Annotated in this window: 12 protein-coding genes and 2 pseudogenes; 5 read left to right on the plus strand and 9 right to left on the minus strand. The window is 69.6% G+C overall.

Annotated features, from left to right (window positions below; translation table 11 throughout):
• Window positions 1-27: 27 nt before the first annotated feature.
• Window positions 28-270, plus strand: coding sequence for a DUF6411 family protein (locus tag VN520_RS05040; RefSeq protein ID WP_325745626.1), 243 nt, complete (start codon window positions 28-30; stop codon window positions 268-270).
• 255 nt (window positions 271-525) lie between these two features.
• Here VN520_RS05040 and VN520_RS05045 read toward each other — a convergent pair whose 3' ends face one another.
• The 3 genes from VN520_RS05045 to VN520_RS05055 form a co-directional block, all read right to left on the minus strand.
• Window positions 526-750 (minus strand): DUF3253 domain-containing protein, encoded by a 225-nt coding sequence (locus VN520_RS05045; protein WP_325745617.1) that lies wholly within the window; start codon window positions 748-750, stop codon window positions 526-528.
• Window positions 751-1,029: 279 nt separating this feature from the next.
• Complete coding sequence (locus VN520_RS05050; RefSeq protein WP_325745627.1) at window positions 1,030-1,893, minus strand: alpha/beta fold hydrolase; 864 nt, start codon at window positions 1,891-1,893, stop codon at window positions 1,030-1,032.
• Between the two features lie 390 nt (window positions 1,894-2,283).
• The gene (locus VN520_RS05055) at window positions 2,284-2,787 is read right to left on the minus strand and encodes a metallophosphoesterase (RefSeq protein ID WP_325745618.1); all 504 of its coding nucleotides are present in this window, start codon (window positions 2,785-2,787) and stop codon (window positions 2,284-2,286) included.
• Window positions 2,788-3,400: 613 nt separating this feature from the next.
• Between VN520_RS05055 and VN520_RS05060 the strand changes: the two genes are divergently transcribed.
• Window positions 3,401-4,408, plus strand: a complete 1,008-nt coding sequence (locus tag VN520_RS05060) for an ArsR family transcriptional regulator (RefSeq protein ID WP_325745619.1) — start codon at window positions 3,401-3,403, stop codon at window positions 4,406-4,408.
• A gap of 239 nt (window positions 4,409-4,647) precedes the next feature.
• Here VN520_RS05060 and VN520_RS05065 read toward each other — a convergent pair whose 3' ends face one another.
• Complete coding sequence (locus tag VN520_RS05065) at window positions 4,648-5,226, minus strand: maltokinase N-terminal cap-like domain-containing protein (protein ID WP_325745620.1); 579 nt, start codon at window positions 5,224-5,226, stop codon at window positions 4,648-4,650.
• Between the two features lie 167 nt (window positions 5,227-5,393).
• Between VN520_RS05065 and VN520_RS05070 the strand changes: the two genes are divergently transcribed.
• The gene (locus VN520_RS05070) at window positions 5,394-6,359 is read left to right on the plus strand and encodes an NAD-dependent protein deacetylase (RefSeq protein WP_325745621.1); all 966 of its coding nucleotides are present in this window, start codon (window positions 5,394-5,396) and stop codon (window positions 6,357-6,359) included.
• Here VN520_RS05070 and VN520_RS05075 read toward each other — a convergent pair.
• A complete protein-coding gene (locus VN520_RS05075) occupies window positions 6,310-6,876 on the minus strand; it encodes a GNAT family protein (RefSeq protein WP_325745622.1) in 567 nt (188 codons plus the stop codon). The two genes, VN520_RS05070 and VN520_RS05075, sit on opposite strands and share 50 nt — an antisense overlap.
• A gap of 420 nt (window positions 6,877-7,296) precedes the next feature.
• Between VN520_RS05075 and VN520_RS05080 the strand changes: the two genes are divergently transcribed.
• Complete coding sequence (locus VN520_RS05080; protein WP_325745623.1) at window positions 7,297-8,757, plus strand: amino acid permease; 1,461 nt, start codon at window positions 7,297-7,299, stop codon at window positions 8,755-8,757.
• Between the two features lie 193 nt (window positions 8,758-8,950).
• Here the strand turns inward: VN520_RS05080 and VN520_RS05085 are convergent, their stop codons facing one another.
• Window positions 8,951-9,745, minus strand: coding sequence for an alpha/beta hydrolase (locus VN520_RS05085; protein WP_325745624.1), 795 nt, complete (start codon window positions 9,743-9,745; stop codon window positions 8,951-8,953).
• A 363-nt stretch (window positions 9,746-10,108) separates the two neighbouring features.
• A complete protein-coding gene (locus tag VN520_RS05090) occupies window positions 10,109-10,381 on the minus strand; it encodes a hypothetical protein (RefSeq protein ID WP_325745625.1) in 273 nt (90 codons plus the stop codon).
• 401 nt (window positions 10,382-10,782) lie between these two features.
• On the opposite strand from VN520_RS05090, the pseudogene VN520_RS05095 reads away from it, so the two are divergent.
• A pseudogene (locus VN520_RS05095) lies at window positions 10,783-10,968 on the plus strand (LysE family translocator); the annotation flags it as partial.
• Between the two features lie 51 nt (window positions 10,969-11,019).
• Here the strand turns inward: VN520_RS05095 and VN520_RS05100 are convergent.
• Together VN520_RS05100 and VN520_RS05105 are read right to left on the minus strand one after the other, a co-directional pair.
• A pseudogene (locus VN520_RS05100) lies at window positions 11,020-11,320 on the minus strand (pyridoxamine 5'-phosphate oxidase family protein); the annotation flags it as partial.
• A gap of 165 nt (window positions 11,321-11,485) precedes the next feature.
• Window positions 11,486-13,432, minus strand: coding sequence for a CASTOR/POLLUX-related putative ion channel (locus VN520_RS05105; protein WP_325745628.1), 1,947 nt, complete (start codon window positions 13,430-13,432; stop codon window positions 11,486-11,488).
• Window positions 13,433-13,475: the final 43 nt, after the last annotated feature.

Here is a 13,475-nt window from a genome sequence, read left to right on the forward strand (position 1 = left end):
AGAACACACCAACCCAGGGAGCTTTCCATGATGATTGCCGGTATCGTCGCTGTCTGTATCGTTCTGGCCGTACTTGCCTTCTTCGTGCCGCGCTTGTCACGCCACCCCGAACGTGGCACCCAGCGAACCCTCGGGGCCGGATCACGCGTCGGCGGCAAGGCTCCGGGCGTACTGGGCCGCCTTTTCAGCAAGCCGTTCCGCAGCAGCTCCAAGGCCGTGGGCAACAGCGGCTCCGCCGGCCGTCGAGCCCGCGGCCGCATGCCGTTCTGACCGGTCCGCCGCCTCAGGCGGCTGACCACCTCAGGCCCGCAGCGCTACCGCCACGGTCCACCGCGCGCCGGCCTGAGGGACTTATGCGGCCTTGCGGGCTTCAGCGCGCGGTGTGACGTGCAAGATTTCCGGTTCGAAACAGATCGATCACGGATCATCCGTTTTCCGACTCCGCCGCGGGCCGGATCCCTGGAGGCACCGGCCCGCAGGATTCCGGGGATGGCCTGGACCTGCCGCACGGCGCTCAGTGGAGCGTCAGCGGGTCCGACGCACACGGACCGGGCCGAGAGCCGTGGCCGGCTCCACGGATCGGCCCGCCCGGGTGATTTCCGGCTCTCCTGCGGTCACCAGCCACCGGGTCACGCGGCGGTCCGGTTCCAGGAGCGCGCACCGGCCCTCGTCGTCCCCTCTGTGAACCGCCCGCGCAGCATCCGAGGGGCAGGGCGGATCGGCGCACTCGGGGCCACGAGGCCCCAGCAAGTCCGGGACAGCTGCTCCGGACGCCCCTCGGCCTGACGTTCGACGCGCTTCGGGGAAGGACGGGGCAGATCAAGGGCCCGGACATCGAAGCGGCCGAAGACCACCGGGCGGCGGAAAGCTCTGCGTGACAGCCCCGTACTCAGCTCGCACTGCGGGCAACCATGGCTTCGGCGCCGCGCGTTCCCCGGCTTCGGCAGCCGACCGTACCGGCCCGATGGACTCTCCGCATCCGCCTCGGCACCGTGCCCGTGGCGAACCCCCGCCTCACCCCGCGAGTGATCAGGAAGACTGGGAGGTGAGCGCACCGAGTTCCCCCAGGAGCCGGGCCGCCGGCGCCGGGGTGATCAGCCACTTGAGGTGGCTGCCTTCGAGGGTGCGGACGTCGAACGGATTGTCCGGCGTCATTGCGTCGCCCTCGCGGATCAGCCGGTCCTGCATGGCGAGCGGCATGCTCGCGTCGTCGGCCAGACGTACGAAAGACTTGGGGATACGGCCCCAGGTCGCGGCCTGCGCCCGGTCGCCCGAGCTGCCTACGTCAAGGTTCTCATCGGGCTGGAAGGTGTTCAGAAAGGTCAAGAACTCCTCGTCGGTGCCGTCGGCGAGAAAGGCCCCCTTCAACGCGGCGAGGGCTCCGGGGTCCGAGGTCCGGAAGTTGACGCGCAGCAGACCCAGTTCAGCAGGGTTCCCGACCAAGGCATGGGCCAGCGACGCTGCGTCGACCGTCGCCATTTCCGGCTCGGCGTAGTAGTCGTTCACGTCCAGGTCCACCGGGCACCAAGCCGCGACATAGACAATGCGGTCGATGAGGTCCGGCCGGGCGTTGGCCGCAGCAGTCGCCGTGACACCGCCGCGGCTGTGCGAGACGAGGATCACCGGCCCGTTCTCCTTGGCCCGTTCCAGGATCCCGATCAGGTGGGTGGCGTTGTCGGCCAGCGTGACACCCGCGAGCGAGCCGGACGCGGTGGCGAGACCGTCGAGATCCTGCGGCGCCTGATAGGCGCTCGAGTAGCTCGCCCCGAAACCGTGGCCGGGGAGGTCGACAGCGACCGAGCGGTGCCCGAGAAGTCCCAGTTCCGCCTGGAGCGGCGCGAAGGAGAAGGAGTTCGCGAACGCTCCATGGACCAGGACGAACGTCGGCCGCATCTGTCCACTCACTCTCTGATCTCCACTGACCCAGCGCCGTCCGCCGGGGAGTTGCCCGCGTGCAGCAGGAGCATCCACCGGATGCGGAGCATCGACCGGGGACATACGAACAGTTGGCCGATACGCAAGGGGGACACTACGCAGCGAAAGATCATCGGCGCAACCGGTATCAGCCCCTCCGCCTGTCTCCTTCGCCGAGCCCTGGACCGGCGGAGGCAAAACCTGTCACCCACTCGTACGGACCACCGCCTCGTCATGTCCTGGCGCGGGAAAGCAGCGGAATACCAGGAGGCGCACCGCGTCCAAGGAAACAAAGGAAACAAGCGTGTCCGGGCGGCACGAGTCGCTCGCATGACTCGAAGCGGTGTGCGCTGCTGCCTGCGTTCTTCGTCAGGCAGGACGCGGAAGGCGGTGCAGTTGTACGTCCATGAGCCGGCCACCCGACACCTCAGCGGTCATGTACGTGCAGTACGGCTCCCGGCGCCGGTCCGTCGGCGAACCCGGATTGAGCAGCCGCAACCCGCCCGGAGCCGTGGTGTCCCACGGAATATGGCTATGGCCGAACACCAGGACGTCGAGATCGGGGAAGCGAGCTGCGCACCGCCCCTCACGGCCGTGCGCCGCCCCCGTCTCGTGTACGACACCGAAGCGGATGCCTTCGCACTCAACACGTGCGACCTCGTCGAGCCTGGCCCTCAGCTCCGGCCCGTCGTTGTTGCCGAAGACACCTACCAGGCGGCGCGCATGCGCCTCGAACAGGTCCAAGGTGGCCGCGTCCACCCAGTCACCGGCGTGGAAGACGACATCCGCCGCGTCCATTTCCGTAAGGAGGGGGCCGGGCAGCTGCCCGGCCCGCTTGGGCAGGTGCGTGTCGGATGTCAGCAGCAGGCGCACGCGCTACACCTCCGGTCCGTCGATCCAGCGGCTGAAGCATACTGCTCCGTCGGACCAGGGGCCTCGTGTACAGCCCCTGGCCGCCTCGCCCTGCGCGCCGGTGTCATCGGCTGACCGGCCCCGCAGCGCGGTCTCGCCCGCCGTCCCCTCCTCCCCCGGCGCCCCGCGGGGCTGGGACGACCAGGTTCGCCGGCGCGGCTGGGCCCGACGGCACGGTAAGCGCTTCCGGAGCTGCGGGCACCGGCCCGCGACGGTGCGCCGCACGACCGCGTCGCTCGACACCGCAGTGGCGCTGTGGTCCGCCGGGGAGGGGAGGACGCCGTTCTTCCCGCCCTCACGACGGCGCTCGCCGCCGGGCACTGGTCGCTGCGGCACGACGCGCCGCGCATGATGCGGACATGGGGGCCGGGGCGTCAGTTCCCCTGCCCGGCCTGCGCCGCAGCGATGCGGTCGGCGGTGAGCTCGCGCACGTGGGGATAAACGCGCACCCCATGTCCGTCAAACCTCCGTTTATCGCGCCCTGGCTTCCGCGCCCTACGATCGGTCAGCCGGACGTGCTGAAGCGCGGCCGCCGCCTGACCGTGCGAAGCCGGGCAAAAGGGGGACGACGGGCATGCTCCACATCCACTTCAGTGACGCGGATCTGGCAAGGACCAGGATCGCCGCCGCGCCTGATCCGGTCTGGGAGATCGCCGCGAGCATGCACCGATTACAGTCGCGGAAAGGCCGCTGGGCCTACGCCGAGTGGTACCGCACGGCACGGCAGCAACTACGTGAGAAGGGGCTCGAGCGTGCCTTGCGGAACGTGCTGCTCCCCCTGTACCCGAGGGCCTCGTACTTTCCGGACTTTCTGACCCCTGCCGACGCGGTGGGCGACCTGGCCATGGGAATGGAGTCGATAGTGGCCACGCCGCCGCAGCGGGTCCTGGAGGAGATAGCCATCCTGGACCGGACCGTAGGAGCCCCCACATGGGCCGGGCAGCTGACCCGGCTGGAAGCGCGCAAGGAATTCGCGGGGGTGCTGCGTGCGTACTACGACACGGTCGTCGCCCCGTACGAGGAACAGACGCAGGCCCGGATCGAGGCTGAGCGAGCGGCACGCTGCCGCGGACTCCTGGACGGCGGGGTCGAGGGCATGCTCTCCGGGCTCGGGCCCATGCTGCGCTGGCGCCCTCCTGTCCTGGAGGTCAGCTATCCCAAGCAGACCGCCGACCGGGCCCTGTATCTGGACGGCCGTGGCCTCACGCTCGTCCCTTCCTACTTCAACTGGGGCGAGCCGGTCACCTTCGCCGATCCTCAGCTGCCGCCCGTGCTCTGGTACTCGTTGCTCCACGAACCGGGCCCGCAGGACGCCCCGCGCGGCCCCGGCTCCGCCGACAAGCCCTTGACCGCCCTCCTCGGACGTGCGCGCGCAGTCGCTCTGCGTGCCGCGTCAACCGGTGCCACGACCACCGAGATCGCCCGTGCCGCCGGGGTCTCGGCGTCCTCGGCCAGCCGGCACGCCACCGCGTTGCGCGACGCCCAGCTCATCACCACCGTCCGGAACGGTCCGACCGTGCTGCACACCCTCACGCCGGCGGGGGCGTCCCTGCTCCGGGCGGGCACCCGGAAACCCGGCTGACGGGCAACCCGGCCGACGCCGAAAGCAAGGGAAACGCCCTTCCGCCGGGGAGGTGCGGCAGCGCCCGCCCTTTTCCCGTACCGGTGCTGTCGCGACCGACCGTCCTGACGGCGGAGGCCACGGCCGGCCCACCGCCCACGGGTGGCCGTCGCGTCAGCGGGAAGAGCATGAGGACGAGAGCGGGATGAACGCCCGAAGCGCCGGCCAGGACCAGACACCTGTCCTGTCGGCACCCTCTCCTACCGCGGCGTGACGGCCGCGAGCACGCCCCGCGCAGCCGTTCCGTCCGGCCAGGTCCACCCGGCGGCCAGGCAGCCGGATGCCCCCTGAGCAGCCTCCGCCGACCGCAGGACCCGGTTGATCCGAACGTCGAAGCCCTCGTCGGGGACAGGTCCGTGCACAGTGACTGTCGGCTCAGGGGTATCACTCTCGCTCTGGTGCTGCGGCACCGCCTCGCCACGCATGAGTGCGCGCAGCTGTCCCATCACCACCGGGTCGTCGACGCCATCGTAAATCCACCGGGTGCCGAGCACTCCATGCTCGGAGGTACCGATCAGCGCCTCGTCCGGGACACCTTCCAGCGGCGCGTCGCGGTAGCCCATCGGGACCAGATACGCCGCCGGCTCCTGCGCGGCGGCATCGACCACCACCATGAACTCGATCCCGACCGCGCCCTTCGGATCGTCCAGACGAAACCCACCGCCGCTGACCAGCTCCGGCGCTCCTGCGCTGCCGATGTACCAGTTCTGCTTCGGCAGCCAGCCGGTGAGCAGTTCCAGCTTGGTGGGCGTCATGGTGGTGTGGTGGATGGTGGCCATGCGAGCTCCCTCACGCGTAGGTCCGCGCCCGCCCTCCGACGGGATGTGACCGAACCTATAGGTGAATGACAGGTGACCGCTCCGTCATCCGCACGGCTGCTCCTTTCGCGAAACAGCGCTCCCGGCGGTGGGCCGGGAGACAGTGGCCCGTTCCGTACCCTGGGGGCATGCGCATGCGCCCCACACTGAGCTGGGACCCTCCCGAGGATCTGCCGCCGGGCACCACGGACCTGCAACCGGTCGCCGACGCACTGAGCACCGGCGGTGTGCTGGTGCTCAGCGGGGCGGGCATCTCCACGGAGTCGGGCATCCCCGACTACCGGGGCGAGGGCGGGAGCCTGAGCCGGCACACCCCGATGACCTACCAGGACTTCACCACCGGCCCGCAGGCCCGGCGACGGTACTGGGCACGGAGCCACCTCGGCTGGCGCACCTTCGGCCGGGCCCGCCCCAACGCCGGGCACCGTGCCGTGGCCGCGTTCGGGCGGCACGGCCTGCTCTCGGGCGTGATCACCCAGAACGTCGACGGCCTGCACCGGGCCGCCGGCAGCGAAGGCGTCGTGGAGCTCCACGGAAGCCTGGAGCAGGTCGTCTGTCTTTCCTGCGGGGCCTTCAGCCCGCGTCGTGACCTCGCCCGGCGGCTGGAGGAGGCCAATGCGGGCTTCGGGCCGGTGGCTGCCGTACTCAACCCGGACGGCGACGCCGACCTCACCGACGAACAGGTCGGGGACTTCCGCGTGATGCCCTGCACGGTCTGCGGCGGCATCCTCAAACCGGACGTGGTGTTCTTCGGTGAAGCCGTTCCCCCACGGCGGGTCGAGCACTGTCGTGAACTGGTCCGTGAGGCGACCTCGCTGCTGGTACTGGGATCATCACTGACAGTGATGTCCGGGTTGCGGTTCGTCCGCCAGGCGGCGCAGGCCGGGAAGCCGGTACTGATAGTCAACCGGGACCCGACCCGGGGCGACCAGCACGCTGTCACCCGCATCGGGCTTCCGCTGGGGGCGGCCCTCACCGCAGTCGCCGGCCGGCTGGGCATCCCCCACGACGATGAGGCGGCAGGGCCTGGCCGAGGTGGCGACGTCACTCCACCGGCGGACGCCGACGCGTGGCCCAGTACTCGGCGGCGGTGATGCCCAGCAGCACGACGTCGTGATACCCGCCGGCGAAGTACTCGTGCTGGCGAAGCCGCCCTTCGTCGACAAAGCCCAGCTTGCGGTAGAGCGCGAGGGAGGCCTCGTTGAAGGCATGAACCTCTACTTCACACTTGTTGCAGCGCTGCTCCGCGAACATGTAGGTGAGGATCAGTTCGGTGGCCTCGGTCGCATACCCTCTCCCGCGGTGATCACGGGAGATCTCGATGCCCGTCCTGAACCGGCCCGCACGGCTGTCGCTTTCTCCGACCGTCACGGTCCCCGCGAACGCGCCGTCGGCCAGCGCCTCCACCACCAGGCGGAACGCTTCACCGCCAGGGGGCCGTCCGGCCCGGTCGGCAGTCCAGGACCGAAAGCTTTCGGCGGAGCGTGGAGGGTCGACCAGATCGGCGTTGCGTACGTCGATGGTGTTCTGCGCCAGGCCCCGAAAGCCCTCCCAGTCCTCCGGCTCGACACCCCGGAGGCGTACCTTCTCGCCGGACCACATCTCGCTCATGACACCTGCCGTTCCGGTCAGCTGCAGGCGTCGGTGACCGTGCACTTCAGCTTCATACAGCAACGACGGACCACGGTTTCGTATGCGGTGCCTGCTCGCGGAGGCAGAGCGGCGTGACCGACGGGCGGGTCCGCGCACAGGATGCCGCCTTTCCTGCCTGGCGACAAGACCCGCGCAAAGGGGCGGCCGGCCACTCCGGGGGCAGAGGCGAAGACCGCGCTCATCTCATCCCCGCGGTGAGACCTCGCTTACTTTACTGCGACGAAACCTCAGAAATACCTCAGATTTGTTTTCGAAAGGTATAGCGCACTGCCAGAATCACAGGGTTCCTGATCATGCGCCTTCGAGCCATCGCCGGGTGCCTCCCCACGGGACCGGCCGGGAGCGACCATTTTCCCCTCACAAAGGCGAACCCCCTCCATGAGTGACGGCAGCATCACAGCAGCCGATCAGCTCGCCGCCGGCACACCGGCGGCGAGCTCCCCCCACGTGGACGCCGGCGACGCCGGTTACAGCAAGGACCTCAAGTCCCGCCACATCAACATGATCGCCATCGGTGGCGCGATCGGCACCGGGCTCTTCCTGGGTGCGGGCGGGCGCCTCGCCGACGCAGGCCCCTCGCTCGCCATCGCTTACGCCGTCTGCGGTGTCTTCGCCTTCTTCGTCGTGCGCGCGCTGGGGGAGCTGATCCTCTACCGCCCCTCGTCGGGCGCCTTCGTCTCCTACGCCCGTGAGTTCATGGGCGAGAAGGGCGCCTTCGCGGCGGGCTGGCTGTACTTCCTCAACTGGTCGACCACTGCGATCGCGGACATCACCGCGGCGGCGACGTACGCCCACTTCTGGGGCATGTTCAGCGACGTCCCGCAGTGGATCCTCGCGTTGATCGCCCTCGCCGTGGTGCTCGCGGCCAATCTCATCTCGGTGAAGTACTTCGGCGAGATGGAGTTCTGGTTCGCGATCATCAAGGTGGCGGCCCTGGTCGCGTTCATGCTGATCGGTATCTTCCTCGTTGTCACCCAGCATCCGGTGGACGGCCACACCCCGGGCCTGTCCACCGTCTCGGACACCGGTGTCTTCCCCGTCGGCACACTTCCGATGCTGCTCGTGATCCAGGGCGTCGTCTTCGCCTACGCCTCCGTCGAGCTGTGCGGCGTCGCCGCCGGTGAGACCGAGAATCCCGAGAAGATCATGCCTCGCGCGATCAACTCCATCATGTGGCGGGTCGGGCTCTTCTACGTCGGCTCGGTGGTGCTGCTCGCGCTGCTGCTGCCCTACACCGCCTACTCGGGGGACCAGAGCCCGTTCGTCACCGTCATGGACAAGCTCGGTGTACCGGGTGCAGCCGGCGTGATGAACCTGGTCGTTCTGACCGCGGCCCTGTCCAGTCTGAACTCCGGCCTCTACTCCACCGGCCGCATCCTGCGCTCCATGGCTCTGTCAGGTTCCGCACCCCGCTTCACCGGCCTGATGAACAAGGGGCAGGTGCCCTACGGCGGCATCCTGCTGACCGCGGGCTTCGGGGTGCTGGGCGTCGGGCTGAACTACGTGGTGCCCGGCCAGGCATTCGAGATCGTGCTGAACTTCGCGTCGATCGGGATCCTGGGGACCTGGGGAATGATCATGCTCTGTTCCCTGGTGTTCTGGCACCGCTCGCGGGACGGCCGGGTGACAAGGCCCTCCTACAGCCTGCCCTGGGCCCCGTACACCCAGGTCGTCACCCTGCTGTTCCTCGTCGGCGTGGTCTTCCTGATGTGGTGGGGCGGCGGTGTCGGCCGGACGACCGTGATGTTCCTGCCGCTGATCGCGGCGGCGCTGGTCGGCGGCTGGTTCCTCGTCCGCGGCCGTGTGCACGAGATGGCGCGGGCCAGGCAGGACGCCTGAGCTTCCTGTCCCGCCCTGGAGGCGGCCGCCTGTCACCCGGAGGCGCCGCCCCCGGGTGACAGGGCCTCGGCACCCGATCTCACGCCCAAGGGTGCGCGAGGTCCTTCGGCACGAGCCGGAAAGCGCACACGAGACCACGAGGCCGGGGGCTGTGGCCGGACCGGTGCACGGCCCCCGCCGAAGCGGAAGAAGATCACGCCGCGGTGGATGCCTGCGCACGTCGGATGGGCAGCATCGTCTCCGTCTCGCCTTGTGCGAGATGATCCATGATCAGCCGGTCGACCAGGGCAGGCTTCTCCAGCGGGACCAGATGAGAGGCGCCGGGGACGACGGCCAGCTGGGATCCCGGGATCGCACGGTAGAGGGCGGTCGTGTGCTCCAGCGTCATCATGTCGTCATCGCCGGCCATGACGAGGGTGGGCGCCTCGATGCGGGCGAGGTCCCCCGTGGTGAGCGTCGGCTGGGTGCGCCACATGTCGGTGACCTTCGCCGCCACCACCGGCCAGTGGCCCGCGCCCTCCGGCGCGACCGCCGCGTACATCTCCCGGAAGAACGCGAGATCGGCACTGTCCGGCGTCATCGCGTCGAGCATCGCCGGTTTCACGAAGCATTCGGAGGAGGGGCGGAAATTGGCCCCGATGACCACGGCCTCGCGGACCAGGTCGGGCCGGGCGATGGCGACGAGCAGCGCCACGACGCCCCCGTCGCTCCAGCCCACCAGATGAGCTGGTTCTCCTACCACCGTCTCCAGGAAGGCGACCGTGTCGTCGGCCATGTCCTGGTACGAGAGAGGACCTGCGACATCGGGGGTGTGCCCGTGCGCGCGCCGCTCGGGGAGGAAGAGGTGGCATACGGCGGCCATGCCGGCCCGCAGCGTCCCCCACGTGTCGTTGGTACAGAAGCCTCCGTGCAGCAGGACCAGTGGATCGCCGACGCCCTCGGTCTCGTACCACGTCCTGGCACCGGGAAGATCCGCGTAGTCGCCCATGGCCCCAGACCTCTCCGGACTGCCGTGTCCCAGCCAGTGTGCCCTGTGGCCCACCCGTTCGCACGTGGGGCGAACGGGTGGGCCAGCACGGCCGGCGGGAGCCGCGTCCCGCGCCGGCGCTCCGAGGAAACCAGGGCGCACCCTTCGGAGTGGTCGGCAGCCCTTCAGCGGGGCCTGCCCTGGTCCGGGTCGCGGCCGGACCGCGCGGGTCGAGGAGCAGCCGCGGTCACCTGCAGGATTGATTCCGCCGTAGGGCGGTTCTCCCGGGACGGGACGCCGCACGCGCCGCACCGTGGTCCCACCTTGGTTGCTGCCGGTGGGTGCCCGTGCCGTAAGCGGGCACCCGGCCATGGCGATCGTGAGTCACCCCGTCGACTCGTCCGGGGTGGGGTGCTCCGGGTGGACTCCGGCATTACGGGCGGCGCTGCGGCCCGAACCGGCTTCGTCGGGATCGGGCTTGCCGGCGTCGGGGCCGGTGTCCGGCTCCGCTTCGGGGCGTCCCGGATTCGGCGGGAGGATCACGTCGAGAGCGTCCTCGCCGTCTTGGACCTGCTGGTCGGGCATGTCGGCGGGTATCGGCGGCGGGCTGCCCTCCGCCCCGGTGTAGGCGGTTCCCTCGGGCCTGCGATCAGTCATGTCGTTACTCCCGTCGGTGCCCGCCCGTTCCGGTGCGGGGCGAGCAGGTTTCGCACCTCGGGTACCCTCTGCGCCCCGGACGACGCATGCCCAGCAGCGCGGTCCGGCCTCCCCCGCCTCCGTAGCCGGGTCCGGCCGCCGCATCCGGCCGGCCGCCCGTGCTCTTCGGCGCCGCGGCGAGAAGCCCGGATGCCCGGATGTCCTCGTAAGGCGACATCACCAGCGTACTTGCGCCGGGCCGGGTGGCGGCCGACGTGTCACTGCGAGAGCACGTATCCGTTACGGGGCGGGCGGGGGGCGGAGCCGTGATCCGTAGAAGATCCTTCATGGGCGGTCGTGGTGCGCATACGGGCGTGACAGCGGCGCACATGAAGGAAGAACACCGAGATCCAGGAGGTCGTATGTCCGCCAATGTGCTGGGGTTCTCAGGAGTGGTGTTGCCGGCCTACGCGGTACCGGGTCCTGACTTCCTGGTCGTCGTCCGTGCCGCTGCCCGCAGACGCTCGTGGGGACGTACCGCCGCGTTCGGTGCACAGACCGGCTTCTGCGTTCACGTAGCCGCCGCGGTCATGGGCCTGTCACTGCTCGTCAGCCGGTCCGCTCTCGCTTTCACCGTGATCAAACTCGCCGGGGCCGCGTACCTGGTCCATCCGGTCGTGCGTTTCCTCGCCCTCGGTGAAGCGGACCACCCCGCCGCTGATCCGCACTCGGCCGAAGGGACCGGCGGCGTCTGCGTGCGAGAGACGGACGCGGGGGTCGCGGCGCACATTCTCCTCCTTCACGCGGCCCACCGACGTGTTGAACGTCAGCTCACCCTCCCCCTCCAGATCCACCCACATCGGGCTGACCTGCGGTGCTCCGTCGGCGAACACGGTGCCGACGTACCAGATGTGGGGAGCTCGCAGCCGCGCCGACGGTGTCGTCGAAGGTCGCAGTCATCCTGGGAGGCTATCGATCATGATCACCAGGACGACTCAGGGGGACAGGTGTTCCGACAGCTACAGCCGGCCGGGGCCACACCCAGGGGCACGCCCCTTCCCCGGACGAGGAGGCCTGGCCGGCCCGGGTCGCGCCCTCTCGTCCGGAAGCGGCCCGGCCGTCCGGTCAGTGTGCGGTGATCACGATGACGTCGTCGTCCGTCATCCAGCGCCGGACTTCCGTCTTGGAGGGATTGACACACACCCCGTGGTCAGGCTTGTCCGTCTCACGGTCACGGCTCCGGTAGCCGATGGCGCACTCCCCGCGACGCGACGCGGACTCCACGACGGTGGCGAAGGAGGCGTGGTGCCCTTCCCTGACGTAGTCACCTGCCGGTCTGAGGTGGATGCCGTTCCCGTCGGGAGCGAGGAGGTGCTCGAAGACGTCGGCGAGATGCCAGTTCTGGGAGATCTGGGCCATCAGTTGGCCGATCAGCTTGCCGCTGACGACGAAGTCGGCACCGGGCCCGACCGGCGCGATCGTCCGGTTGCGGTCGTCGGTCATCTCCGTGACCACGGCGATCGGACTTCCCGAGCTGCGTTCGAGGGCACGCAGGAGCAGCAGCGTGACCAATGCACGGTCATCCGGAGATCCACTGCCCGCCGAGCGGTCGGGTCCCAGGACGATGACACCGTCGTAACCAGCCGCGTCCAGACGATTCACCGTCTCGGGCAGGGTGGGGTCTCCTGGATGGAAGGTGACGCCGAGACCGGCGGCACCGGTGGCCGCGCCCCGTACCTCCGCGCCTGTCACCTCTCCCCCGCCGGCCACGACATGGAGAACGGAATCTGCCGTGGTGTGGCCGGACAGGTGAGCGACGATACGTCCTGCCCGGCTGTTCCACCCCAGGAGGAGCAGCCGTTGGGCGCGCGCCGGCGTCGGTGGGCGGGACACGATCGCTGACTCGTCGAAGGCCGCAGGACCGTCGGCCGGTGTTGCGGTGTCGTCGTCCTGCGCGATGACGACGAGCCGTTCCCCGGGGCGTACGACCGTGTCGGGTGCCGGATTCAGCCGCACGGTGCCATCCGTGCGTACGACGCCGACCACACTGGCGTTCCGGTAGGCCAGCAGCGTCTGGCCGAAGGTCCGGCCGGCCTGTGTCGGAGCGTCGATGACGTAGAACTCGTCCCCGGCGAAGTCGAGCAGTTCCTGATAGACGAGCGAGAGACCGGGCTGCCTGACGCACTGCGACACCAGGCGGGCGGTGATGTCATCGACCTCGAGGACGACTGCGTCCGGTCCTGCCGCGAGCCGGGCGGCGAGCTGGTAACGCTCGTCGCGGACCACGGCCACCGTCCGCACCCGGCAGTCGTCGTCGACCGCGGCCCGGAGAGCCAGCAGGCTTTTGACGATCTCCGCGTCCTCGTCCGGCTCGTCGCGCGGAAGCACCAGGACGACATCGGCTGTGCCGGGACTGACCCGCACCAGCGCGGCGGGGTCGGTGGGCCGGCCGTTGCGGCAGATGATTCGTGTGCGTCCGGTACTGCCCACTTCGGCGCTCAGTGCCTCCTCCATCTCCGTCTTGTCCCGGTCGGCCAGCACCGCGATCGCACTCTGACGCTGGTTGGCGTTGGCGGCGACGAGCTCGGTGACCACTGTGTGGATCTGGGCGGACCAGCCGAGTACGACGGTGTGTCCCTCTTCCAGGACCGTGGAGTGCCCCAGCCGGAGAGCGACGAGCTTCTCGGTGATCGCAGCGGTGATGAGACTGACGAGGGTGGAGACGTAGAAGAGGGCTACGAGGGCGAGCAGTACCGACAGGGCGACACGCAGCGGTGATCCGACCTCGCCGCCCAGCCTGAGTGTCTGGCCGACGGTGCGCCACACCTCGGCGGTCTTGCCCAGGAGGGCGTCGGGTGCCCTGTCGTCCGTCCATACCAGAACCGCGCTCAAAGGGACCACGATGGCCAGGCAGGCGACGGCGAGCCACCCGATGAGGGCGGCCACCCCGCCCGCCAGCGTGTTGTCGAACCAGTACCGCACCTGCTCGCCAAGAGGAGCCCGGCGTCCGGCGTCCGTCCCAGGGCGCGCCGGATGACGCGGAGCTTCCTGCGGCTGCCTCTGCTTCCCCACCCGGGCGCTGCCGGAGCGTGGACGCCGGCCCGTACCGCCACTT

Origin of the sequence: Streptomyces sp., from assembly GCF_035563135.1 — a bacterium.
Lineage (GTDB): Bacteria > Actinomycetota > Actinomycetes > Streptomycetales > Streptomycetaceae > Streptomyces.